Origin of the sequence: Streptomyces sp. NPDC004539 (genome assembly GCF_040610055.1) — a bacterium.
In the GTDB taxonomy this organism is placed as follows: Bacteria; Actinomycetota; Actinomycetes; order Streptomycetales; family Streptomycetaceae; genus Streptomyces.
Window position 1 is genome coordinate 230,067 of the sequence record NZ_JBEXLS010000014.1, and the last position, 25,022, is coordinate 255,088.

General features: G+C 70.3%; 19 protein-coding genes. 9 read left to right on the forward strand and 10 right to left on the reverse strand.

Going from position 1 to position 25,022, the window contains the following annotated elements:
- Positions 1–41: 41 nt before the first annotated feature.
- The 5 genes from ABZX85_RS28070 to ABZX85_RS28090 are packed head-to-tail and all read right to left on the reverse strand — an operon-like array spanning position 42 to position 5,786.
- Complete coding sequence (locus ABZX85_RS28070) at positions 42–1,418, reverse strand: CapA family protein (protein WP_355874092.1); 1,377 nt, start codon at positions 1,416–1,418, stop codon at positions 42–44.
- Positions 1,411–3,420, reverse strand: a complete 2,010-nt coding sequence (locus ABZX85_RS28075; RefSeq protein WP_355874094.1) for a CocE/NonD family hydrolase — start codon at positions 3,418–3,420, stop codon at positions 1,411–1,413. Before ABZX85_RS28075 ends, ABZX85_RS28070 begins: the two co-directional genes overlap by 8 nt.
- Positions 3,420–4,250 (reverse strand): transporter substrate-binding domain-containing protein, encoded by an 831-nt coding sequence (locus ABZX85_RS28080; RefSeq protein WP_355874097.1) that lies wholly within the window; start codon positions 4,248–4,250, stop codon positions 3,420–3,422. The genes ABZX85_RS28075 and ABZX85_RS28080 overlap by 1 nt, the downstream gene beginning before the upstream one ends.
- A gap of 24 nt (positions 4,251–4,274) precedes the next feature.
- Complete coding sequence (locus tag ABZX85_RS28085; protein ID WP_355874100.1) at positions 4,275–5,039, reverse strand: amino acid ABC transporter ATP-binding protein; 765 nt, start codon at positions 5,037–5,039, stop codon at positions 4,275–4,277.
- A gap of 3 nt (positions 5,040–5,042) precedes the next feature.
- Positions 5,043–5,786 (reverse strand): amino acid ABC transporter permease, encoded by a 744-nt coding sequence (locus tag ABZX85_RS28090; protein WP_355874103.1) that lies wholly within the window; start codon positions 5,784–5,786, stop codon positions 5,043–5,045.
- Between the two features lie 115 nt (positions 5,787–5,901).
- On the opposite strand from ABZX85_RS28090, the gene ABZX85_RS28095 reads away from it, so the two are divergent.
- Together ABZX85_RS28095 and ABZX85_RS28100 are read left to right on the forward strand one after the other, a co-directional pair.
- Positions 5,902–6,984, forward strand: a complete 1,083-nt coding sequence (locus ABZX85_RS28095) for a DUF5937 family protein (protein ID WP_355874106.1) — start codon at positions 5,902–5,904, stop codon at positions 6,982–6,984.
- A 154-nt stretch (positions 6,985–7,138) separates the two neighbouring features.
- On the forward strand, positions 7,139–7,576 hold the full coding sequence (locus ABZX85_RS28100; protein ID WP_355874109.1) for a hypothetical protein: 438 nt from the start codon (positions 7,139–7,141) through the stop codon (positions 7,574–7,576).
- Positions 7,577–7,723: 147 nt separating this feature from the next.
- On the opposite strand, the gene ABZX85_RS28105 is transcribed toward ABZX85_RS28100, so the two are convergent.
- Positions 7,724–8,932: a family 1 glycosylhydrolase gene (locus ABZX85_RS28105; RefSeq protein ID WP_355874112.1), complete on the reverse strand. Its 1,209-nt coding sequence runs from the start codon at positions 8,930–8,932 to the stop codon at positions 7,724–7,726.
- A 298-nt stretch (positions 8,933–9,230) separates the two neighbouring features.
- Positions 9,231–9,872 carry a TetR/AcrR family transcriptional regulator gene (locus ABZX85_RS28110; protein WP_355874115.1) on the reverse strand — a complete coding sequence of 214 codons (642 nt, stop codon included), beginning with the start codon at positions 9,870–9,872 and terminating at the stop codon, positions 9,231–9,233.
- A gap of 335 nt (positions 9,873–10,207) precedes the next feature.
- On the opposite strand from ABZX85_RS28110, the gene ABZX85_RS28115 reads away from it, so the two are divergent.
- From ABZX85_RS28115 to ABZX85_RS28145, 7 genes are read left to right on the forward strand one after another with little or no spacing between them, the layout of a single operon-like run.
- Entirely contained in the window at positions 10,208–11,698 is a 1,491-nt protein-coding gene (locus ABZX85_RS28115; RefSeq protein ID WP_355874118.1) for an ABC transporter substrate-binding protein, read from the forward strand.
- A gap of 44 nt (positions 11,699–11,742) precedes the next feature.
- Complete coding sequence (locus ABZX85_RS28120) at positions 11,743–12,684, forward strand: ABC transporter permease (protein WP_355874120.1); 942 nt, start codon at positions 11,743–11,745, stop codon at positions 12,682–12,684.
- Complete coding sequence (locus tag ABZX85_RS28125) at positions 12,681–14,465, forward strand: dipeptide/oligopeptide/nickel ABC transporter permease/ATP-binding protein (RefSeq protein ID WP_355874123.1); 1,785 nt, start codon at positions 12,681–12,683, stop codon at positions 14,463–14,465. The genes ABZX85_RS28120 and ABZX85_RS28125 overlap by 4 nt, the downstream gene beginning before the upstream one ends.
- Complete coding sequence (locus ABZX85_RS28130) at positions 14,462–15,325, forward strand: ATP-binding cassette domain-containing protein (protein ID WP_355874125.1); 864 nt, start codon at positions 14,462–14,464, stop codon at positions 15,323–15,325. Before ABZX85_RS28125 ends, ABZX85_RS28130 begins: the two co-directional genes overlap by 4 nt.
- A gap of 10 nt (positions 15,326–15,335) precedes the next feature.
- The gene (locus ABZX85_RS28135; RefSeq protein ID WP_355874128.1) at positions 15,336–17,474 is read left to right on the forward strand and encodes a hypothetical protein; all 2,139 of its coding nucleotides are present in this window, start codon (positions 15,336–15,338) and stop codon (positions 17,472–17,474) included.
- A 53-nt stretch (positions 17,475–17,527) separates the two neighbouring features.
- Entirely contained in the window at positions 17,528–19,774 is a 2,247-nt protein-coding gene (locus tag ABZX85_RS28140; RefSeq protein ID WP_355874131.1) for a glycoside hydrolase family 3 C-terminal domain-containing protein, read from the forward strand.
- A gap of 42 nt (positions 19,775–19,816) precedes the next feature.
- Positions 19,817–20,794 carry an SGNH/GDSL hydrolase family protein gene (locus ABZX85_RS28145; RefSeq protein WP_355874133.1) on the forward strand — a complete coding sequence of 326 codons (978 nt, stop codon included), beginning with the start codon at positions 19,817–19,819 and terminating at the stop codon, positions 20,792–20,794.
- A 41-nt stretch (positions 20,795–20,835) separates the two neighbouring features.
- Here ABZX85_RS28145 and ABZX85_RS28150 read toward each other — a convergent pair whose 3' ends face one another.
- From ABZX85_RS28150 to ABZX85_RS28160, 3 genes are all read right to left on the reverse strand, one after another.
- Complete coding sequence (locus tag ABZX85_RS28150) at positions 20,836–22,203, reverse strand: L-serine ammonia-lyase (protein WP_355874136.1); 1,368 nt, start codon at positions 22,201–22,203, stop codon at positions 20,836–20,838.
- Positions 22,204–22,253: 50 nt separating this feature from the next.
- Positions 22,254–23,462, reverse strand: coding sequence for a helix-turn-helix domain-containing protein (locus ABZX85_RS28155; RefSeq protein ID WP_355874139.1), 1,209 nt, complete (start codon positions 23,460–23,462; stop codon positions 22,254–22,256).
- A 90-nt stretch (positions 23,463–23,552) separates the two neighbouring features.
- On the reverse strand, positions 23,553–24,899 hold the full coding sequence (locus ABZX85_RS28160) for a DegT/DnrJ/EryC1/StrS family aminotransferase (protein ID WP_355874142.1): 1,347 nt from the start codon (positions 24,897–24,899) through the stop codon (positions 23,553–23,555).
- Positions 24,900–25,022: the final 123 nt, after the last annotated feature.

Here is a 25,022-nt window from a genome sequence, read left to right on the forward strand (position 1 = left end):
AAGGGGAAATGCTTGTATCGCGCAATGGATTAATGGGTGAATTATTGAATCTGACAGCGGAGGCGGATGTGACCCACCCCCTCCTCGACGGTGATCTCCGTGCCGAAGGGTGCCGAGAGTTCGCGCAGCCGGTGCAGGATGCGGTTCGCGTCGGGGCCGGAGGCCAGGCGGGGGATGCCTCGGTCGGCGTCGCGGGGGCCGGACCAGTGGAGTTCGACAGGGTGGAGGTCGAGGGCGAGGAGCGTGCCGTCGGCGGCGTGGCGGCTGACGGCGACGACGGACTCGTACCAGAGCTGCTCGCCGAAGACGCCGTGGACGCGTTTGCGCTCCAGGAACTCGGCCTCCGTCTCGCCGGGTTGAGTGGGGTCCTTGTCGAAGGCGCCGGGAGTGAGGGGTTGTTGGGTGTTCTCCATGAAGAAGAAGTTGCCCAGGGAGTGGAAGATCGGGCGGCCCTGGTAGATCTCGATGCCCCGGAGCTGGTGCGGGCCGTGGCCGATGAAGGCGTCGGCGCCGTTGTCGACGGCCTCGCGGGCGAACTCGGGGAAGAAGTCCGGGGGTTGTCGGCTGTAGTTCCCCGGCTCGTGGGTGTGCATGGTGGCGATCGTGAAGTCGGAGGTCTGCTTGGCCTGCCGTACCGAGCGCAGGATCTCCCGGCGGTCCCCTTCGTGGACGGTGAAGCGGAACTCGACGTCGTCCGTGTGGGGTTCGGGGCCGGACTTGGCGGTGTAGCGGGTGCCGAAGAGGGTGACGGTGCCGTCGCGGTCGTCCGCCGCGAGGACCGAGGCGCGTACGGAGCCCGGCGGCAACCCGTCCCGGACCAGTGCGAGTTCACGCAGGCGCGCGGCGGGGACGGCGACGTGCCGGGTGGTGCGCAGCGCGTTGACGCCGGGCCGGCCGGGGACGCGGCCCAGCGGGTCGGCGGCGCGGGACATCGCCTCGAAACGGGAGGCGGCGGAGACGAGGGAGACCCGGCCGGCCGGGGTGGTGAGGAAACGCGGGGCGCGGGCGTCGGCGAGGGTCTCGCCGGTACCGGCGTGCACGATCCCCGCCTCGGTGAGCAGCCGGTCGGTGGAGCGCATCCCGGCGACGCCCCAGTCGGTGGTGTGGTTGTTGGCCCGCGCGACCAGGTCGAAGCCGATGCGCCGCAGGTCGGCGGGGACGCGCGCGGTGCTGATCAGCCACGAGCCGCCCGACTCCGCCTCCGGCCAGCCGCCGAACCCGGCCAGGTCGACGGCGGTGCTCTCGAAGTTGCCGAACGTCACGTCCGCCGAGCGCAGCAGGGCCAGCAGGTCGGGCGAGCGGGCCTCCAGGAGCGGCGCGAGCGCGTCGTCCAGGACCAGGTCACCGACGGCGGCGAGCGTGAAGCCGTCACGGACGCCCGCGTCCCGCCAGGCGGGGGAGAGGGTCCCGTCACGCATCAGGGGCCACCTCTCCGGCGCTCTTGTCGGCGCCTGCCTCGTCGCCTCCGTCGAGCACCGTCCTTCCGGCGCCTGCCTGGTCGCCTCCGCCGAGCACCGTCCCTCCGGCCCCCGCCCCACCGCCTCCGCCGAGCACCGACCCCCCGCCGCCCGCACCGAGCACCGCCAGCGTCAGCCACGAACGGCCCCCCGCCCAGACCCGGTTGACCGCGACGGCCTTCCGTCGCCCGCCCGCCTCCGGCCCCCCGGTGTTGGAATTGACGTCGAAGCGGGGGAAATTGCTGGAGCTGACGTCGAGCCGGATGCGGTGCCCCGTGAGGAACAGGTTCGCGGTGTCCGGCGCCTCGACGGTGATCTCGTACGTCTCACCCGGCACCATCGGTGCCGGATCGCTGAACGAGTCCCGGTAACGGCAGCGCAGAATCCCGTCGGTGAGGTTCATCGCGAACCCCTGCGGATAGTCCGCGCTCGGCGGATGGACGTCGACGAGCTTGACCGTGAAGTCGGTGTCGGGAGCGCTGGAGGAGACCGTGAGCCGCACGCTCACCGGGCCGGCGACGGCGACGTCCTCGGTGAGCGGCGGCGTCTCGAAGACCAGGACGTCCGGCCTGCTGGCGAGCGGGAGATGGGGTTCGGCGGCCCCGAAGAACCGTCCGTCCGGGTGCTGGTGGAAGGCGCCGCCGCTCATCACCGGCTCCCCGGAGGTGACTTGGCCACCGAGGGTCGGGACGGGGTCACGGGGGTCGAAGTCGTACTCCAGGAACCCGCCCGGACCGTCGTCCGGGTCCGGCGCCCGCTCGACGAGCGTCCCGTCCGCGCCCAGCGCGAGGGTGAGCAGCCGGGCCTCCTCCGGCGGCCAGGTCAGCGCCGTACGCCAGTGCCCGCCGTGGTCGAGCCGCCCCTCGGGGGTACGCCGGCCGGAGCCGCCGCCCATGAGGAAGTACCGGACGGGAGGGGGGAGTTGGGCCGTGCCGCCGGGGGAGAGGTGGGCGTCGAACCAGTCAAGGCGCATCGCCGCGTAGTTCTCCGCGAGGCTCCCGTCCAGCCGCGCGGCCGGTCCGAAGTCGACGTCCCCGGCGAAGGAGTCGCTGCGCCTGCCGTGCGTCCACGGCCCCAGGACCAGATAGGCGGGGCTGTCCTTCTTGCGGCCCAGCTCGCGGAAGTTCTCCGTCGCCGTACGGATGTAGGGGTCGTACCAGCTGGACATGTGCAGGCTGGGGACGTCCGGGAAGGCGTCGTAGTAGCCGCGCGCGTAGATGCCGGGCTGGCGCCAGTACGGGCCGAACGCGCCGTTCTCCCACTGCTCCAGGAGGTAGTCCTCGTACTCGGGGACGAACCGCAGGGGGCTCGCGCCGCGCCGCCACGGCATGCGGGTGAACCAGGCCGCCAGGTCCTCCGACTCCAGCGTGGCGCGCAGGACGGGGTCGGCGCGGACGCTCTCGCTGACCTTGGCGCGGTGGAACGCCCAGGTGGCCTGCTTGAGTTCGAACGCGCCGCCCATCCGGGTGCCCGTCTCGTAGGCGCTCGCGAAGCCGCCGGAGTCCAGGAACATCGCGGCGAGGTGCGGGGCGCCGAGGGAGGCGAGCGCGGCCTGCGCGTGCGCGGAGTAGGAGACGCCCATCGTCGCCACCCGCCCGTCGCACCACGCCTGCCCGGCCAGCCACTCCACGGTGTCGTAACCGTCGGCCGCCTCGCTCAGGTACTTCACGAACGTCCCCCCGGAGTCCCCCCGGCCCCGGCAGTCCTGCCGTACGACGCGGTAGCCGCCCCGCGTGAACACCTCGGCGGCGGTCTCCGGCGCGGGCGGGTTCTCGCCGCCGAGCGCGCCGTCCGAACCGCGCGCCTCCCGGCGGCCGTACGGGGTGCGCTCCAGGACGACCGGGCCGGGCCCGGGGTCGGGGCGGTCCGCGTAGACGTCGGCGACGAGGACGACGCCGTCGCGCGCGGGGACGCGCAGTACGCGCCGCCAGCAGGAAGAGGACAGCCGCTCCCAGTCGGTCATCACTTCGCTCCGGGGAACTGGGCGGCCAACGCGGGCCAGGCGGCGACGAGTTCGGGCTCCGGGAGCGTGTCGAAGTACTTGCGGTACAGCTTCGCGTACGTGCCGTCCGCGACCATGGCGGCGATCTCCTTGTCGACCGCCGTCAGGAAGGCGGTGTGGTTCTTGGGGACCGCCATCGATGTCGGGTGGTCGATGGGGGCGGAGACCGCCTTGCGCAGTCCCTTGTACTGCTTCACGAACTCCGTCGCGTCCGGGCCGCCGACGAGGAAGGCGTCGATGCTGCCGTTGAGGAGCTGGCTGACGGCCGCGTTCTGCGTCTGGAAGCGGACCGGCTTCGCCTTCGGGATACGGGTGGGGAGCTGCGCCTCCTGGGAGGAGCCGGTCACCACGCCGACGCGCTCGCCGTTGAAGCCGTCGAACGTCGAGGTCGTGCTCTTGTCGGTGGTGAGGACGACGACCGTGCTCCAGAACAGGGGTTTCGTGAAGTCGACGCTCTTCGCGCGCTGTTCGGTGACGCCGAGGCCGGACGACGCCAGGTCGTACTGGCCGGCGGTCAGCCCGGACAGGGAGCCGGTGACGGACGTGGACTTGTAGTCGACCTTCAGCTTCAGGCGTTTCGCTATCTCGTCGGTGACGTCCACGACGAAGCCGGTGGGTCTGCCCGAGTCCTCCGCGTACGCGAACGGCGGCTGGCCGGTCTGGGTGGCGGACCGGATGACACCGGGGTCGATCAGGCCGTACGGGTTGGCCTCGCCGCTGTTGCCGCTGCCGCAGGCGGTGAGGAGGAGAGCGGGGACGAGGACGGCCGAGTGACGGGGGGAAAGGCGCATGGCGGACTCCTGAGGGGAAGAGGTTCAGAGGACGCGGGCGAGGAACTCGCTCAGCCGTGCCGTACGGGGACGTTCCAGCGTCGTCCGGGCCGGACCCGACTCCGCGACACGCCCCTCGTCCATGAACACCACCCGGTCCGCGACCTCGCGCGCGAACCCGATCTCGTGCGTGACGGCGATCATCGTCATCCCCGAGCCGGCGAGCAGCCGCATGACGTCCAGGACGTCCTTGACCAGCTCGGGGTCGAGGGCGGATGTCGCCTCGTCGAACAGCATGACCTCGGGTTCCATGGCCAGCGCCCGCGCGATCGCCACCCGCTGCTGCTGGCCGCCGGAGAGCTGACCGGGCCGGGAGTGGGCGAGATGCGCGAGGCCCAGCCGCTCCAACTGGGCGACGGCCCGCTCCTCGGCGGCCGTCCGCTCCAGCCGCAGCACCTTGCGGGGCGCGACGGTCACGTTGTCCAGCACGCTCAGGTGCGGGAACAGGTTGAAGTGCTGGAAGACCATGCCGACCCTGGTGCGGACCGCGTCCACGTCGACACCGGGACCGGTGATCAGGTCGCCGCCGAGGCGGATCTCGCCCGCCGTCGGCTCCTCCAGCAGGTTCATACACTTCAGCAGCGTCGACTTCCCGGAGCCGGAGCGGCCGATGACGCACACCGTCTCCCCGACGGCCACGTCCAGGTCAACGCCGCTCAGCACCTCCACGTCGCCGTAGCTCTTGCGTAGCCCTCGGACGCCGACGGCCGTACCCGTACGGGTGCCGTGCTCGGACAGGGTGTCGGACATCGCTCAGACCTCCACGGGGGACGGGACGGGAGTCGGCTTCTTCGCCTTGCGGACGGTTTCGCCGCGCAGCCGCAGGTCCAGCCGGTTCACGAGATAGGTGAGCGGGATCGTCAGCATCAGGTAGCAGACGCCGGCCGCCACCAGCGCGGACGAGTTGTACGTCGCCGCCTGCCGTTCCTGCGCGATGAAGTACAGCTCCCGCTGCCCCACCCCGAGACCCAGCAGGTACACCAGCGCGCTCTCCTTGACGTCGATGATGAACTGCCCGGCCAGCGCGGGGAGCACGTTGCGTATCCCCTGCGGGACGACGATCACCCGCATCGCCGTCAGGTACGACATGCCGAGACTGCGCGCCGCGCTCAACTGGCCGGACGGCACGGCCTGGATGCCGGAGCGGAAGATCTCCGCGAGGTACGCCGCCGAGATCAGGCCGATCGCGAGGACCGCGTACCCGAGCGGCTCCCGGCCGAACGGCCGGACACCGGCGGCCGGCAGACCGAGGCCCACGAGACTCACGGTGACGATCGCCGGCAGACCCCGGAACACGTCGACGTAGACCCGCGCGGGGAGCCGTACCCAGCGGCGGTGCGACAGCAGCAGCATCGCGAGGAGCACCCCCAGGACGACGCCCATCACGATCGCCAGCGAGGCGATCAGCAGGGTGTTGCGCAGGCCCTCCGTCAGCAGGACAGGGAACGCCTCGGCCAGTTCGCCGGGGTCGAAGAACGTTTGCAGAAACAGGTGCATCGGCCGGAGCCTCTCGCTGCTCGGAGCGGAATTGGACGCAGCCTAGGTCCGCCGTCCGGCCCCGGCGCCGACGCTTACCGCGAGCGCGGTAAGCATCCGCTGTACGCTGCGCGGCATGGCCGTCGTCATCACCTTGCAGGGGGTCGTCCCGGCGGACGTCGCCGTGGGTCTGTCCCCGCTCGCCGAACTGATGGCGTGCCTGCACTCGGTCGCCGAACCCGAGCACCACCTCGATGTACGGCCGTGGCTGGAGCACGTCAGCAACGCGCTGTCCCCCGAGTCCAAGAGCCTCCTCGCGGTGTACGCCCCCCTGTGGAACCGGCGCCGCTGCCGGCTGCTGCTGCCGCTGGAACCGCCCCTCGGCAGAACCCTGGACCAGGAACTCGACCGGATCGAGGCGCTGTCGACGGACGAGTTCGTCACCGTCGTCGCGCCCGGGGTCCACGGCGGTTTCTTCGACACCCGTGACCTGCTCACCGACGAGGGCGTTCGCGCCGCCTACGTGCAGTCCAGCGAACGGCGCTCCTTCAGCCGGGGCGAGCTGGCCCGTCGGCTCCTCCAGGCTCCCGAGGAGATGCGCGCCGGGCTCCTGGAGCTGCTGCGGCGCTGCGCCGCCGAGTTCTTCGACGCGGAGTGGGCGCGGGTGCGGCACCGGCTGGAGAGCGAGTGCGCGCGGGTGCGGTCCCGTATCCAGGCGCTGCCGCTGCCCGAGGCGCTGGCCTCGCTCAGCCCGAACGCCGTCGTCGGCCGCAATCCGCCGGCCGTCGTCTTCGACAAGCTCCAGTCCCTGCGCGCCGATCCGCGCGGACGCCGCTGCCTGCTGGTGCCGTCCGCGCACGCCCGGCCGCACCTCATCGTCAAGGACGACCCGCCCTACCCCGTCGTCGTCCACTTCCCCGTCGAGGCCGCGAGCGGCACCGAACGCGCCTCCCTCGCGCAGGTGCGGCTACGGCTCGCCATCCTCTCCGAACCCGCGCGCCTCGAACTCTGCCGCCACCTCGTCAACGAACCGATCACCACCTCCGACCTCGCGGCCCGCACCGGCATGACCGCACCCCAGGTCTCCCGCCACCTCGGCCGCCTCCGCGAGGTCGGCCTCCTCACCTCCCGCCGGGACGGCCGCCTCGTCTACCACCGCCTCGACACGGACCGGCTGATGCGGCTGGGGGTGGACGTCCTGACGTCGGTCATCCAGTGACCCCTCTTCCTTAGGCGGTGGCCGTTACAAGACAGGGACAACTCCCGATGCACCCCCGACGCGACAGAGCCGTCATTCCCAGTGACTGCGCCAATCGCCACGCACCACACCTTTGGCGCGAAGCTCTCTCATCGTCACAGAAAGGGATCGATCGGTGATCGTCTCGAAGCGTCGCTCTCTCCGCACGGCCGTCGTCACCACCCTCGGCATCGCCTCCCTCGCCCTCGCGGGTACGGCGATGGCGGCACCCTCGGCCACGTCGGCCACGTCGGTCGCGCAGGCCGCGCCCCAGGCCGTCGTACAGAAGGCCCCGGCTGTCAAGCCCTCTATCACCGCCAAGCCGTCCGTCACCACGGTCCGCGCCTGGCAGCAGTTCCGGGTCACCGGGACGACCACCGGCATCAAAGCTGGCAGCAAGGTCACCCTCCAGCAGAAGCAGCGCGGCAAGTGGGTCACCCTGCCCGCCGCCACGCCCGTCAACCGGACCGGCGGGTACTCGCTGCGCGTCGAACTCGGCCTGAAGGGCAAGAACGACCTGCGCATCGTCAATGGCACGACCGCGTCGCCCGTGTTCAACGTGACGGTCCGCTGAACCGGAGCGGCCTCGGGGCGCAGGGGCATACGGAGGGGTGTGCGGCCGGTACTGGTCGCACACCCCTTCCGCTTGCCCGACGAACGCCGATGCGCCGTACGAGCCGACCGATCCGAAGCTCGCGCCCGACCTCGCCGGCCACAGCCGTCAGCCCCGCGCCTCCAGGGCCCCTCCCTTGCGGGCGACCGCGCCGAGCCACGCCAGGCTCGGCTTGGGTGTGCGCTCGAACGTCTCCCGGTCGACGGCTATGAGCCCGAACGTCGGCGCCCAGTGGCCCCACTCGAAGTTGTCCAGAGCCGACCAGTGCAGGTAGCCGCGGACGTCGATCCCCTCGGCGACCGCGTCGTGCAGATGACTCAGGGCCTCGGTCGTGTAGGCGATTCTGCGCGTGTCGTCCGGGGTGGCGATGCCGTTCTCGGTGACGAGCAGGGGCATCTCGCCCTCTGTCGCCTCCCATGCCTGCCGCAGCGCGATGCCGAGGGCGTCGGGCCGGTAGGCCCAGCCGGTCAGGGTGTTGTCCGGACTCTCGGTCACGGGAACGACGCCGTTCTCGTCCACCAGCTGGCTGGTGTACGACTGGACGCCGAGGAAGTCGTCACCGCGGGCGCCCTGGTGGTAGAGGTCTTCCCAGGCGTAGCGCAGTTCGGCGTGCAGCTTCTCGTTGCCGGGGGTGGCGATGAGTGACTGCTGGGCCACCGTCCAGCCGGCCTTCGCCGAGGTGTGCTCGCGCAGGACGTTCACGGCCGCCCGGTGGGCGCGCACGAGCGCCTCTCCGACCTCTGTGCTGGGGATCGGCATCTGCCTGCCCGCGCCGAGGTTGAAGTCGCCGCCGCCGTCGGAGAGGGCGGCCGACATGCCGCTCATCAGGGACAGGATGTTGGGCTCGTTGATGGTGCAGACCCAGGTGACGCCGTCGAGGATCGGGCAGACCTGTTCCACATAGCGGGAGAACCGGTCGACTGCCGTCGGGGACGTCCAGCCGCCCTCCTCGGCGAACCAGCGGGGGCTGGTGAAGTGGTGCAGGGTGACGACCGGTTCGAGGCCGAGTCCGAGCGCGGTTTCGATCATGCGCCGGTAGTGGGCGAGTTCGGCTCGGGAGAACTCGCCGGGCTCCGGCTCGATGCGAGCCCATTCGATGCCGAACCGGTAGGCGTTCAGCCCGGCCTCGGCCAGCAGTCGCATGTCCTCCGGATAACGGTGGTAGCTGTCGCAGGCGTCGCCGCTGAGCTCCAGGTGACCCTGGCTCTGGTGTTCCGCGCGCCACCAGTCGCTGTTGGTGTTGTTGCCCTCGATCTGGTGCGGTGAGGTGGAAGCCCCCCACAGGAAGTCGGGGCGCAGGTCGGGGGTGCGGCTCATCGGCTCGCCTCCAGGATCTTGTTCGGAACGGCGGTGTCAGGGGAACTGCGGGGAAGAGGAGGTGCTGGCGGGCCGGGACGGCGGTGGCCATCTCCATGAGGCCGGACGCGTCGGCGTCACCGCCGAGAGTGATCGCCGCTTCCGGTCCGGCCTGGGGAACGCGGGCTGTTCACGCCCGCGGGCGCGGCGCCTTCAACGAGGGCGCGGCGGGGTCAGGCCGCTGAATTCACGCCGCCCCGAAGTCCCAGAGCGTAGAAACAGGGCGGTATCTGAAGGGGATGCTCTCCGGTGATCGGCGTCAGAGCTGCGAGACGAACTGCTGCATCGCCTTGCGTGTCTCCATCACGTCGCGAAGCGTCAGCGCTCGAAAACCCCGGACGAGCTCTTGGGTGAGATCGAAGGAGGGGGAGACGAGCCACTGTGCCTGGAGGCCGTCCCACAGCGCGATGAGCTGTCGTCCGACGGCGGCTCGATCGAGATCGGGGTGGGCCAGCCCGTTCGCCTTGGCGGCGTCGAGGAGCAGGGCGAAGTAGTCGGCGGCGCTGTTCTGGCGGTTGAGGATGTATTCGTGGGCGGGGTGCGCCTCGTCGGCGGCTTCCGCGCCCAGAGCCATCCGCAGCCTCAGTGTGTTGGGGTGCGTCGAGGTCTCCCGGGTGACAGTGATCAGGAGTGCCTCGATGTCGACGTGTTCGAGATCGCCCAGCTTCTGCGTCAGCTTCTCGGTGGCTCGGTCGTCCGCGCGCAGCGCACCGACGAAGAGGTGGTCCTTCGTCGGGAAATGGTAGGTGACGGTCGCCTCCGTGACCTTCGCGCGTTCGGCCACGTCGGCGATCGTGATGGCCCCGTGGCCCCTCTCGATCACGAGGGAGTGGGCCGCCGTCTCGATCGCTTCTCGCCGACGCTGGGTCTTCGCATACGGTCCGCGTGAAATGCCTGCCATGGCGCGATCCTAGCGGGCGGACTCCCGAAACTACTGTCCCGCATGTTTTCGGTGCGACGGCGCTCATACCCCTCCTGCGTGAGATCAGGCCGCCCATGAGGCAGAGCGGAACGAAAACACGGTAGCACCATGTATTGGGGGAGGGTGACATGGGTCCATCCATGTTTTCACGCCCGATATGTGCACTACATGCGAGAAAATCTGACGTTCACAGGATTGAAAACATGGGTGCCTTGTGATTCATTGTCCGGCGTGCAGCGTTTTTAGGACAAGGGAGTTCCGTGGTGCAACCTCTTCGTGGACGCCGTCCTCGGCGTGTTCCGACCGCGTTCGTCATGGCATCCGTACTGTTCACGGGTGCCGCATGCTCAGCCGCAGGGCCGGCGGCGTCGAAGGATCACGAGCTCGTTCTGGCCATCAACGCCGCCCCGCCGACGTTCGACCCGTCCGCACTGGACGAAGGCGCGTCACAAAACGTCTGGTCCGGTCTGTACGACACTCTGCTCACGGTCGACGAGAACGGGGCGCTCGCTCCCAACGCGGCGAGTGCCTTCACGTACTCCGAGGACAAGCGCACGCTGACGCTCACGATCCAGTCGGGAATGACCTTCAGCAACGGCGACGCCGTAGACGCGGAGGCCGTCGCGGCGACACTGAACCGAACCAAGAGGACACCCGGCCCCAACCAGGGCAAGCTGTCGTCGGTGACGTCCATCGAGGCGACGGGCAAGGACACCGTCGTGCTCAGACTGTCCGAACCCGATGCCACCCTGCTGCCCGACTTCACCCTGGCGCTGGGGGTGATCGGAGATCCCAAGACGTTCAAGAGCAAGGACATCGCGCTGACCCCCGTGGGGTCCGGCCCCTACACGCTCGACACGACGGAGACCGTGACCGGCAGTACGTACGTACTCAACCGTCGCGACGACTACTGGAACCCGAAGGCGTTCCCGTTCAAGAAGGTCAGGATTCGGGTGATGGACGACCCGACCGCCATCTACAGCGCCCTGCGCGCCGGGGAGCTGAACGTCGGGGACATCGGGGTCGACCAGGTCGACGCGGTCAAGGCCGCCGGGTTCAGGACCACTTTCAATCCGCTGGTCGCGGTGGGTGAGCTGCTGTTCCTCGATCGCGCCGGCACCGTCCAGCCCGAACTGCGGGACGTCCGGGTCCGGCGGGCGATCAACATGGCCTTCGACCGTCAGCAGTACGTCACGAAGCTGCTCAAGGGCACCGGGGAGGCGAACGACCAGATCGTGGGCAAGGGCACGCCGGCCTACCTCGACGACCTGGCCGGCGAGTATCCGTACGATCCCGCAGCGGCGAAGCAACTCCTGGCGAAGGCGGGATATCCCGACGGATTCACCGTCAAGATGCCCTCCACCGTCCTGTCCACGGCCTACGAGCCGTCGATCACGCAGTCGCTCGCGGACATCGGAATCACCGTCAAGTGGAAGACGGTTCCCGCACAGGAGATCGTGAGCTCGCTCTACACGAAGCAGTATCCGATGGCCTTCTGGATGCTCGGAGCCGGCTTCGTGCAGCGGGACCTCGAGGGATTGTTCGCGCCGGGCGGGTACATGAACGTCTTCAACCCCTCGGAGCCCGGACTCGACGCCCTGTTCAAGAAGGCGGCCCGCGCATCCCTGAAGGACACCCCGGCCGCCTACCAGGACATCAACCGGTTCCTGACCGAGAACGCCTACAGCGCACCGATCTTCTCCTTCGGCACCTACAAGGCGACGAAGGACGGGGTGAAGTTCACGGCCACCGGCAACAGGACCACCCTGCTGAACTCCCTCCGCGCCTACGCCGCGGAGAACTGACCGACTCCCGGACCCATCCACGTCAACGACGCCTGGAGCACCACTTGCTCGCCTACATCGTCAGACGTGTCGGCGCCGGACTCGTCCTCGCCGCGCTCGTCACCCTCATCAGTTTCCTGCTCCTCAGCCTGTCCTTCGACAGCGTCGTCCGCGCCGTCCTGGGCAGCGGCGCCGATCCCCGTTCCATCACCGCCATGAAGGCGGAGCTGGGTTTCGACCGCCCCGTCGTCGTCCAGTACCTCGACTGGCTCGGAGGCGTCCTCCACGGCGACTTCGGAGTGTCGCTGTTCGGCAGCGAACCCGTGGGCAACGCGATCGTCGCCAGACTGGGAGTCACCCTCTCCGTCGTGCTCTCCGCACTTGTTCTCAGCACGGTCGTGAGTGTCGCTCTGGGCGTTCTCGCCGCGACGCGCGGAGGCATCGTCGACCGGCTCGCCCAGGGCGCGTCGCTGTTCGGGTACGTCGTGCCGAACCTGCTCATCGCGATCACGCTCGTCGCCGTACTCGCCGTCCAGTGGGGGATACTCCCCGCCGGCGGATACACACCGCTCACCGAGAGCTTCAGCGGATGGCTCGCCTCGATCACGATCCCGGTGATCTCGCTGTCCGTCGGCAGTACCGCGGCCCTGACCGCACAGGTACGAGGCTCGGTGGCCGACGAGTTGCGCAAGGACTACGTCCGTACCCTCCGCACCCGCGGGCTCCGTTCCCGGGACATCGTGCTCAAACACGTGCTGCGCAATGCGGCGGGCCCCGCCCTCACGGTGCTGTCCATCGAGTTCATCGGCATGCTCGGGGGCGCGCTCATCATGGAGAAGATCTTCGCGCTTCCCGGATACGGCACCCTCGCCTTCAATTCCTCGCTGCGCGGCGACATTCCGATGATCCTCGGCATCACGCTGTTCGGAGTGCTGCTCGTCGTGATCGTCAACCTCGTCGTCGACATCGTCAACGGCTACCTCAAACCGAAGGCGCGACTGCATTGACTACGGAAAAGCTCGCCGCCGACGTCTCCGGCGCGGCACGCCGCGGCCTCCTCCACCGCCTTCGGCGAGACCCCCAGGCCGTGGCCACCGCTCTCGTCGTCGCGGCCTACGTCGTCGCCGGCCTCATAGCCCCGCTCGTCGCCCCGCACGAGCCGAACGCCGCGTCCCTCGACGCCGTCAACGCGCCGATCGGAACTGCCGGCCATCTCCTGGGGGGTGACGCGTCGGGCCGCGACATTCTGAGCCGCCTGCTCTACTCCGTCCGGACCAGCCTGGTCGCCGGTGCCATCGGTGCCGGTGTCGCCCTGATCGTCGGCGTGAGCGCCGGGCTCGTCGGAGGCTACTTCGGGCGGCGCGTCCGGGTGGGCACCGAGTGGCTCTTCAACCTGATCATGACGTTCCCCGGGCTGCTGCTCCTGATCGTGCTGTTCCCGGTCACCGGCGGCGATCTGCGCGTCACCATGCTGATCTTCGGCGTGCTCCTGTCCACGGGGATCTACCGCATCGTTCGCAACCTGGTCCTCGGCGTCAAGAACGAGCTCTTCGTCGACGCCGCACGGGTCGCCGGACTGAGCGACGTCCGCATCCTCTCCAAGCACGTGTTCCTCGTCATCCGCGGCCCGGTCACCATCGCAGCCGCCTTCATGGTCGGGACATCGATCGCGCTGCAAGCCGGGCTGGCCTTCCTCGGCCTGGGAAGCAACACGGTGCCGAGCTTCGGCTCGATGATCAGCCAGGGATTCACCAACCTCTACACACAGCCGATCCAGTTCGTCTGGCCGAGCCTCGGACTGGGGATTCTCACCGCGTCGCTGGTCCTGTTCGGCAACGCGCTCCGCGACGCCTTCGAGGGACCTCGCCCCCAGCGGATCTCCGCACGCCGCAGAAGAGCGATGAAGGAGAACCGCGCCGTACCCGAACTCGGCCCCGCGACGGGTCTGCTGGAGATCCGGGATCTCGCCATCGCGTACCCGACGCCGTCGGGCGAGCTCCGCGAGGTGGTCCGCGGGATCGATCTCTCGGTGAGCGGCGGAGAGACCGTGGGCCTGGTCGGTGAATCGGGCTCGGGCAAGACACAGACGGCGTTCGCGACGCTCGGAGTGCTCCCGCAGGAAGCGCTCGTCACCCGCGGCTCCATCCGGCTGGACGGTGTCGAGGTGCTCGACCTGCCCGAACGCGAACTGTCCCGCCTGCGCGGGTCGGTGATGGCCTACATCCCGCAGGAACCGATGTCGAATCTCGACCCGTCGTACACCATCGGCAGCCAACTGACCGAGACCCTGCGCCACTCCGCGGGCATCGGCCGACGGCAGGCCCGCGAGCGCGTCCTGCGACTGCTGGAGCGGTGCGGGATACGTGAGCCGCTCCGCGTGTTCCACGCCTACCCGCATCAGATCTCGGGAGGCATGGCGCAACGTGCCCTGATCGCCGCGGCCGTCGCCGGCGAGCCGAAGCTCCTCATCGCCGACGAGCCGACCACCGCGCTGGACGTGACGGTGCAGGCCGAGATCCTGGATCTGCTGCGTGATCTCCGGGACGACCTCGGGGTCGCCATCCTTCTCGTCACCCACAACTTCGGCGTGGTCGCGGACCTCTGCGACCGGATCGCCGTCATGTCCGACGGGAAGATCGTCGAGACGGGGCAGACCCGGACGGTCTTCAGGGAGCCCCGAGCGCCGTACACGCGCTCGCTGCTCGACTCGATCCTGGACGAGATGACCGTCCGGACCGACCCTCCCGCGCCGGCTCCTGTCACCGCCATCGAGGAGAGCCGCTCATGACGCTGCTGAACGTGTCCGACCTACGCGTCGCCTTTCCGGGACGGGGCTTCCGAGCGAAACCCGTCGAAGTGCTCCACGGGCTGTCGTTCGACATCGCCCCCGCCGAAACGCTCGGCATCGTAGGGGAGTCGGGCTCGGGGAAGACCACGATCGGCCGCGCGGTTCTCGGACTGGTCACCCCCACCGAGGGCACCATCGAGTTCGACGGGCGGGACATCACACGCGCGGACCGGCGGGTTCGCCGGACCCTGTCGCGCGACATCCAAGTGGTGTTCCAGGACCCGTACACCTCGCTGAATCCGGCCATGACGATCGGCGACATCCTCACCGAACCACTCGTGAAGGGCGGCCGTAGCGCACACGACGCGAGGCAGCGGGTGCGGGAACTGCTCGACCGGGTGGGGCTGCCCGCCGACTCCCCGAACCGGATGTCGCGCGAGTTCAGCGGCGGGCAGCGCCAGCGGGTGGCGATCGCCCGTGCGCTGGCGCCGGCACCTCGGCTGATCGTCTGCGACGAACCGGTGTCGGCACTCGACCTCTCCACCCAGGCGCGCGTGCTGGACCTGCTCATCGAACTGCAACGAGAGACCGGGGTCGCCTACCTCTTCATCTCGCACGACCTGGCCGTGGTCCGCCACATCAGCCACCGGGTGGGCGTCGTCCTGCGCGGCGACCTCGTCGAGACCGGACCCGCCGCACAGGTCACGCTCGACCCGCGACACCCGTACACGCGGCGTCTGCTCCTCGCGGCACCGGTCGCCGACCCCCTTCTCCAGGAGCAACGCCGAGCCCAGCGGCGCAGGACGGCGCACGACCACCGACAGCAGGACGACTCCGTTCCACTCTCCACGAACGCTTGAGGGAACTCACATGACCATCGACCGTCACGCCGTGGTCAACCGGCACCATGCGGTGCTCGACGCCCCGGACGCGGGCGTCGTGCTCAGCGTCGGCAACGGCGACTTCGGCTTCACCGCCGACGTCACAGGTCTACAGACGTTCACCCCCTTCCACGAGCCCGTCCCGGACACCGCGCCCGGCCCGGGAACGCCCCGGGTGACCGGCACCAGCACCATGACCAGCTGGGGCTGGGACGAGCAACCGAACGACGCCGGATACGTTCTCGCCGACGCGACGACGGAGTACCGGACGCGACGCGGAGGCGTCCGCTACCCGGACCGGCCGCCGCTGGCCGCGTTGATGAGCCCGGCCACCGAGCACCGGGACCTGGCGGGCCGATGGCTCATCGACAACCCGCACCGCATCGACCTCGGACGCCTGGGCCTGATCCTTCGCCCCCGGCCGGATGCCGAACCGGAAACCACTCCCTGGGCCGTCACCGACGTCCGGGCCCGGCTCGACCCGTGGACGGGAGTGGTCACGAGCACGTTCTCCTACCTCGGGCAGCCCGTCGAGGTGGTCACCGTCGCGCACGCCGGCCGGGCGACCGTCGCCACACGGGTGAGCTCGCCGCTGCTGTCGACGGGGCAGGTCGGCGTCACCCTGCGATTCGGGGCCGGAAGCACGCACTTCGTCCTCCCCGTCGACTGGGATGCTCCCGACCGGCACACCAGCGAGTGGGAAGAGTCCGAGGCGGGCGCGGCCGTCGTCCGCCGGCGGCTCGCGACGTCGGAGTACACCGTCGCCGTGCGCTGGAACGAAGGCACCTGGACACAGACCGCGGCCCACCGGTTCGAACTGGGCGCCGATACGGATACCGTCGAGGTCCTTGTCGATTTCGAACCCGTCTCCGGGCCGGGAAGCGATCTGGTCGCCTTCGCGGGTCCGCCGGCCGAGACCTTCGCCGAGGTGGAAGCCTCGTCGGTGGCCGGATGGGAGAGGTTCTGGCGGTCGGGCGCCGCGGTCGACGTGTCGAGCAGCACGCATCCGCTGGCGGGAGAGCTGGAACGCCGGATCGTGTGGTCGCAGTATCTGACGCGCGTACACGGCGCAGGGGTCACACCCCCACAGGAGACCGGATTCGTCACCAACTCCTGGCTCGGAAAGTTCCATCTCGAAATGCACTGGTGGCATGCCGCGCATTTCGCGGCATGGGGCCGGCCGGAGCTCCTGGAGAGGAGCCTGAGCTGGTACGAACGCGTGCACGAGACCGCCAGAGCCACCGCCGGCACGCAAGGGTACGACGGAGCCCGCTGGCCGAAGCAAGTAGGCCCCGACGGCCGGGAGTCCCCCTCCGACATCGGCAGTCTCCTCATCTGGCAACAACCGCACCTGCTGTACTTCGCGGAACTGCTGTGGCGCGCGCACCGCGACGCCCCCGCGAAGCAGAACGCCCTCGCCCACCGTCTCGGCCCGCTCCTGGACGACACGGCCGCCTTCATGGCCGACTTCGCCGACGACGTCGACGGCAGCTTCCACCTGGGCCCGCCGGTGATGCCGGCGCAGGAGTTCTACGCCGCCGCCGAAACGGCCGACCCGACGTTCGAGCTCGCGTACTGGTCGTTCGCTCTCGGCGTCGCGCAGACCTTCCGGCGGCGTCGCGGTCTTGAACCGGTTCCGGCCTGGGAAGACGTCCTCACCCGTCTCACCCGCCCCTCGGTGACGGACGGTCACTACGCCGCCGTCGAAGGCGAGGAGACGACCCGCGCCGACGACCATCCGTCGATGGCGCTCGCCCTCGGGTTCGTCCCGGCCACCGCGATGATCGACGAGGCCGTCATGCGCGACACCCTCCACTGGATACGGAAGAACTGGGACTGGGACTCGGCATGGGGATGGGACTTCCCCGCGCTCGCGATGACGGCGGCCCGGCTCGGCGAACCGGAGTCGGCCCTCGACCTGCTCCTCCACGACGGCGCCAAGAACCAGTACGACGACGCCGGCCACAACCCCCAGATGGGTTCCTTCCTCCCCGTCTACCTCCCCGGCAACGGCGGCCTGCTGTCGGCCGTTTCGCTGATCCTCGCGGGGACGGACAGCCCCGGCTCCGGCTTCGGCGCCGGAGGCGGATGGCAGATCGAGCACGAGGGGCTCATCGCGTGGCCGTGACCCCTCGAACCGTGACAGCACCCGTACGTCTCGACACCTCTCGAAAGGCAGCCATGCACCACTCGGTTCCCTCGTTGACGCTGGCGGAGAAGGCGAGCCTCCTGTCCGGGGCGACGTTCTGGGCCACCAGAGCGATCCCGCATGCCGGCATCCCCGCGGCGACCCTCACCGACGGTCCGCACGGGGTCCGGTTGCAGCGCGCCACCGCGGACCACCTCGGGATCAACGACAGCGAGCCGGCCACCAGTTTCCCCACCGGGTCCGCGACCGGGTCGAGCTGGGACCCGGGCCTGGTGGAGGAGATGGGACGGGCGCTGGGCCGGGAAGCCCGGGCCCTCGGCGTGGACGTGCTCCTGGGACCAGGGGTGAACATGAAGCGCTCCCCGCTGTGCGGGCGCAACTTCGAGTACTTCTCCGAAGACCCCCTGCTCTCCGGCGCGATCGGCGCCGCGTGGGTGAAGGGCGTCCAGTCGCAAGGCGTCGGTGCCTGCGTGAAGCACTTCGCCGCGAACAACCAGGAAACCAACCGCATGCGCATCGACGCGCAGGTCGACGAACGCTCGTTGCGCGAGATCTACCTCCCGGCCTTCGAACGCACGGTCCGGGAGGCGGAGGCGGCGGTCGTGATGTGCTCCTACAACAAGATCAACGGCGTCAGGGCCAGCGAGAACAAGTGGCTGCTCACCGACGTGCTGCGCACCGAGTGGGGCTTCGACGGATACGTCGTCTCGGACTGGGGAGCCGTAGCCGACCCCGTCGCCGCGGCAGCCGGAGGGCTCGATCTCGAAATGCCCTCCACAGGGGAGCTCAGCCCGACGCGGATCGTCGCGGCGGTCCAGGACGGACGGTTGGACGAAACCATCGTCGACACCGCCGTGTCCCGGATACTCGACGTACACGACCGGCTGCGCGGCGCGCGTCGCGAAGCCGACGCCGTGGACCACGGAGCCCATCACGAACTCGCTCGACGCGTGGCGACCGAGAGCACCGTCCTGCTGGCCAACGACGGGAACCTCCTTCCCCTGGACCCGAGCACCGGCGGGACCATCGCCGTGATCGGGGAGTTCGCGCGGTCGCCCCGCTACCAGGGCGGTGGCAGCTCTCACCTGAATCCCAGCAAGGTCGACGACGCCCTGACCGCGCTGCGCAGCCGCACCGACCGCGACATCGTCTTCGCGCCGGGGTTCACGCTCGACGGCGGTGACGACGCCGCTCTCCGGCAGGACGCCGTGGCTCTCGCCGGTGACGCGACGGTGGTCGTGCTGTTCCTCGGCCTGCCGGATCAGGCCGAGTCCGAAGGTTACGATCGCACCGATCTGCGTCTCCCCGCCGCGCAACGCGAACTGGTCGAGGAGGTTCTCGCGGCCAACCGCGATGTCGTCGTCGTGCTGAGCAACGGCGGAGTCGTCACGCTGGAGGGCATCGCGGGCGAGGTGCCGGCCATCCTGGAGACCTGGCTCGGCGGACAGGCTTCCGGGTCCGCCGCCGCCGACGTGCTCTTCGGGATCGCCGAACCCGGGGGGAGACTGGCCGAGACGATCCCTCTCACGCTCGCGCACACCCCGTCGCACGTGAACTGGCCCGGATCTCACGGCGTCGTCCGCTACGGCGAGGGCGTCTACATCGGCTATCGCTGGTACGACGTGACCGACCTGGACGTGGCGTACCCGTTCGGGCACGGCCTCAGCTACACCACCTTCGCGCTCAGCGACCTGGAGGTGACCGTCCCCGACCCGGCACACCCCTACGGGGAATGCCGGGTGACGATCGAGAACACCGGTCGACGCTCCGGCTGCGAAGTGGTGCAGGTCTACGTGAGCGACCCGAGCAGCTCCGTCGACCGTCCCCCGCGAGAACTCAAGGGCTTCGCCAAGGTACGGCTCGAACCGGGCGAGCGGCGCGTCGTGCGCCTCGAACTCGACGCCCGTGCCTTCGCCTTCTGGGGGCCGCGGGGATGGACGGTGGAGCCGGGCCGGTTCGACATCGCCGTGGGCACCAGTTCGCGCAACCTCCCCCTCGAAGCCACGGTCACCCTCGCGGTCCCCCGGCTTCCGGTCGCCCTCACCCCCGACTCCACGGTCGGCGAGTGGTTCGCCGACGAGACGGCGAGGTCCGTACTCCGCCCCGTGCTCTCGCGGCTCGGCTCATCGAGCACCGCCATCACGGACGAAGCGCTCAGGATGATGGAATCCATGCCGCTGCACACCATGATCTCGTTCGGGCTCCAGCCCGGGCTCGACCCCGCCGACGTGGTGCGCGACCTGCTCGACCAGGTCCACTCCGCCGGGTCTGAACTCTGAACCGTTGCCTGTGACACGACACCGCACATCCAGGAGAGCGGAATGACGACGACGAAATCTCCCGACGGGTCTTTGCGCAGACACCGGATCGCGATACCGGGTTCCCGCGTGCTCCTGCGCCGGAAGACGGCGGCACTGATCGCCGCGACGGCACTGGGCGCGGCCTGCCTGACGGCGATGGCGGCACCCGCCGCGACGACGTCCCCCGGTTCCGAATACGTCGCGCTGGGCAGTTCCTTCGCCGCGGGCGCCGGGCTCCTCCCCGTCGATCCGGCGGACACGGGGGCGCTGTGCGGCCGTTCGCTCAGCGCCTATCCGAACCTCGTCGCGGAGCGTCTCGGCCTCGCCCTCAAGAACGCGACGTGCGGGGGAGCCACCATCGACAACATCGTGAGCGTCCCTCAGCAGCTCACCGACCAGAACGGGACCCACTCCCTCGCCCCGCAGATCCAGGCAGTCGACACCGACACGCGTCTCGTCACCGTGACGGTGGGCGGCAACGACGTCAAGTACGTCACGAACCTGATCGCCCAGGCTTGCCGCGGAGACCTCGCCGCGAACCCCCAGAGCGAGTTCGGCAACCTGCTGTCGAGCCTGGGGGCGTGCGACGCCCCGTCGGACGCGGAGGTGAAGACCGCCCTGCGCGGTCTGCGCGACGAGTTCGTGGGAATGGTCCGGGCCGTTCGGTCCCGGGCACCCCAGGCCCGCATCGTCCTCGTCGACTACCTGACGATCCTGCCCGCGAACGGCGAGCCGTGCGCCGTTCTGCCGATCCCCGAGGAGCGCCAGAGGTTCCTGCTGAACGTGGCACGCGAACTCAGCCTGGCCACCAGGACGGCCGCGCGGCACACGGGCGTCGAGTTCGTCGCGGCGTCGAAGGAGAGCCGGCACCACGACGTGTGTTCGAGCGATCCCTGGACGACCGGCTACGAGGCGTCCCCGACCATCATGCATCCGAACACGACGGGGCACGCTGCCGTCGCAGGGGCGCTGATCAGGCAACTGGAGGGACGGCTCTGACAGCGTTGAAGGATGCGAACGCGCTGTGCAGGGCCCGTTCCTCAGCACTCGATGATGTTCACCGCCAGCCCACCCCGAGCCGTCTCCTTGTACTTCACGCTCATGTCCGCCCCCGTCTCCTTCATCGTCTTGATGACCTTGTCGAGAGACACCATGTGCGCCCCGTCCCCCCGCATCGCCATCCGGGCGGCGGTCACCGCCTTGACCGCGGCCATGCCGTTGCGTTCGATGCAGGGGATCTGGACGAGTCCGCCGACGGGGTCGCAGGTGAGGCCGAGGTTGTGTTCCATGCCGATCTCGGCGGCGTTCTCGACCTGTTCGGGAGAGCCGCCGAGGATCTCGGCGAGGGCGCCCGCGGCCATGGAGCAGGCGGAGCCGACCTCGCCCTGGCAGCCGACCTCGGCGCCGGAGATGGAGGCGTTCTCCTTGAAGAGCATGCCGATGGCGCCGGCGGCCAACAGGAAGCGGACCACGCCGTCCTCGTCGGCGCCCGGGACGACATCACGGTAGTAGTGGAGGACGGCGGGGATGATCCCGGCGGCGCCGTTCGTGGGGGCGGTGACCACGCGCCTGCCCGCCGCGTTCTCCTCGTTCACCGCCATCGCGTACAGGGTGATCCATTCCATGGCGTGGCGCCGCGGGTCACCCTGGGTGCGCAGCAGTCGGGCCGAGGCGGCGGCGCGGCGACGGACCTTGAGGCCACCGGGCAGGATGCCCTCGGCGGACAGACCGGCGGTGACGCAGTCACGCATCACGGCCCAGATGCGCAACAGGCCGTCGCGTATCTCCTGTTCGGTACGCCATGCCTTCTCGTTCTCCAGCATCAGCGAGGAGATCGACAGCCCCGTCTCGTGGCAGCGGCGCAGCAGTTCGTCGCCGGTGGAGAAGGGGTGGGTGAGGAGGGTGGTGTCGGGGGTGACGCGGTCCGCGCCGGCGGCCTCCTCGTCGATGACGAATCCGCCGCCGACCGAGTAGTACGTCTTCTCCAGCACCGTCCGCCCGTCGGCGCCGAACGCGGTGAGGATCATGCCGTTGGGGTGGTGGGGGAGCGAACGGCGCCGGTGCAGGACCAGATCGGTGGCCGGGTCGAAGCCGATGGAACGGACGCCGGCCAGGCGCAGGCGGTGGGAGCGGGTGACGCGTTCGACGTCGCGTTCGGCCTGGTCCACGTCGACGGTTTCGGGGTGGTGTCCTTCCAGGCCGAGCATGACGGCTTTGGGCGTGCCGTGACCGTGACCGGTCGCGCCGAGCGAGCCGAACAGCTGGGCGCGCACGGCGGCCGTGTCGGTGAGGACACCGCCGGTGCTCAGGCGCTCGGCGAACATACGGGCCGCGCGCATGGGACCCACGGTGTGGGACGAGGAGGGGCCGATGCCGATCGAGAAGAGGTCGAAGACGCTGATGGCCATGGGAAACCTGGCCCTCTCTGGGGTGGAGGGGATGCCTTGCGGCGACGGAACTAGAGGCGGGGGCGGCGAGACCAGCGGGCGGTCTTGAGGGCCATGTGGAGTTCCAGCCGCGTGGGGCCGTCGAGGGGATCGGTGCCGATCGCGTCCTTGATGCGGCCGAGACGGTAGTAGAGGCTGGTGCGGTGCAGGTGGAGGCGTTGGGCCACCTGGTTGACGCTGGTGCTGTCGTAGTAGACCTCCAGGGTGTGGAGGAGGTCGCCGCTCTCGTCGGCCGCCTGGAGGCGGGTGTACAGCTCGGACGGGTGCAGCGGGTCCCGCCGGAGGTTCTGGGCGAGGAAGCGGTACGGGCCGATGCCGTCCCAGGTGGCGAGGGGGCCGAGCGCGGGGTCGACCGCGGCGGCCTGAGCGGCGGTGACGGCCTGCTGGTAGACGGCGGGGAGACGGTCGAGCGTGCTGAGCGGGCTGCTGACGCCGATGAACACGGCCGGTGGCTCCGCCGCGTGGGCGGCCGTGGTCGCCACGGCGGCGGCGAGGTCGTGGTACAGCCGCAGCGGGGTGTCGGCGCCGTGGCTGGAGCGGGCCAGGACCGTGGTGTGTGTCTCCTGCACGGACCCGGCGAGCACATGGCTGTGGGCGGCCAGCGTCTGATGCAGGGCCACCCGCAACTGAGCCGCCGCGGTGTCGCTGCGGCGGGCGGCGCCGTACGCGGTCAGGCACACGAGGACGTGCACGGTGTCGAGCGCGTACAGGGCGGGCCATGACCTGAGGCTGTCGAGGGCGGCGGCGTCGGCCCGGCAGGCGTGCTGGAAGGTGGTCTCGCGCTGCCCGCGTTCGTCCAGCTGCGGGTTGGCCTTGTCGTACTGGAGAGCGGCCAGGGTGTCGATCCGGTCGCCGAGGCGGGCGAGCTGATCGAGGAGGGCGGGCACGGACCAGGCGGCGTCGGACTGGAGAATCCACAAGGTGCCGGTCTTCACGCCGTGGTGCAGCAGGGGAACACACAGGCGGGCGAGCATGCCCAGGCCGGGGTTGGGCGGCACCTCCACCGGCTCGGTCGCGGTGATGGCTCCGTGCCTGTCCTGCCACGCGCGGATGTCGTCGGGGACGGCACGGGTGAGCAGGGAGCGGATACGGGCCTCGTCGGCGCGGCCCTGCTGGGCGCTGTAGGTGACCAGACGGCCGCTGAGATCGTCGACGGACACCCCTTTGCGGAGGGCGTCGGCGATCCCGTCCACGATGTCCTGGATCTCGCTGCTTGCCATGCTTCGCTGTTCCTCGGGTGACGGCGTACGGGAGAAGGGCGGGGTGCCCGGCGTGCGGGTCACTCTAGATCCGTGGCGAGCGGGCCGGGGTCAGGTCCGGCCGCCGTGTGCGGGCGCCGCCCACAGGCCGGGGCCGAGACTCGCTCGCAGTTCGGCGGCTGCCCCGGTGCCGGCCGGCCCCCGGCCGGTCAGCGCGTGGTGGATGACGGCGGCGACGTGCGGCATGGTGGCGTCGTCGGCCCCGCGGCGGACGACCTCCTGGGTGCCGAGGCGGATGCCCAGGGCGGGGGTGCCGGGCCGCTGCCAGGGCAGACGGCAGGTGCCGGTGTGGACGCCGTGTGCGGCGAGGCGGGCGACCGCCCCGGTGCCGCCGCCCAGGGCGGTGGCGTCGATGACGACCTGATGGGTGCGGGTGTAGCCGCGGCCGGCACCGACGAGGGTGTGGCCGTGGCCGGCCAGGTGCGCGGCCAGGTGCTGGGCGGCGGTGATGGTGGCGGCGGCCCAGGCCGGACTCTGTTCGGCGGCCTCGGCGGCGGCGATGGCCAGGGGGCCCAGCCTGGCGGGGTCGTAGTTGGAGCTGAGGACCGGATGGGCGGCGTGCGAGATCTTCTCGGCCAGCCGGGGATCGTCGGTCACGGCGGCGCCTCCGGCGGGTCCGGCGAAGGTCTTGTAGGTGGAGAAGGTGACGACGTGGGCGCCCTCGGCGAGCGGGTCCTGCACGTACCCCGCGGCGATGAGCCCCGCGGCATGGGAGGCGTCGTAGGCGAGCAGCGCCCCGACGCGTTCGGCGGCCTCCCGCAGGACACCGAGGTCGTGGGGGAAGAGGGTCACACTGCCGCCGACGAGGAGCAGCCTGGGCCGGTGGACGGCGAGGAACGCGTCCAGGGCGTCCGCGTCGACATCGAGGTCGGTACTGCTGTAGGGGAGGTGGACGACGTTCAGACCGCGTACCCCGGCGGTGGCGTGGGCGTGATGGCTGGCGTGGCCGCCGGCCTCCGGGGAGAGTACGGCGATGGTGTCGCCGGGCCGGGTGAAGGCGCTGTAGAGGGCGAGGTTGGCCATGGTCGCGGTCAGGAAGCGGACCTCGGCGTGGGCGGCGCGCATGGCGCGGGCGACCTGAGTGGTGGCGATGACTTCGAGGGCCTCGATCTCCTCGACACCGGTCTGGAGTTTTCCTCCCGGCCAGCCGAGCGCCGGGCGGGTGGAGAGGGCACTGTCGTGCGCGGCCCGCACGGCCGGCGACAGCACGTTCGTCCCGGCGTACAGCACGAGGCCCTCGGCGGCCATGCGGTGGCGGTGCGCGCTCTGGGCGCGGTTCACCGCGTCGGCGACCGCCGCCGCGCCCTCCTCGCGGTGCAGGGTCTCCAGTTCGTGCAGCCGCCGCCGGCTGGCTGCGTCTGCCCAGGGCGCGATGGCCGAGGACGGGTGGGCGTTCACGAGGACAGGGCTCCTTGCGGGGTGGACGACGGGAGGGGTGGACGACGGGCGGGCGGGGCGGGGGGGGGGGCCCGGGGGGGGGGGGCGCCCCGCGGGGGGGGGGGGGGGGGGGGAGCCGCCCCG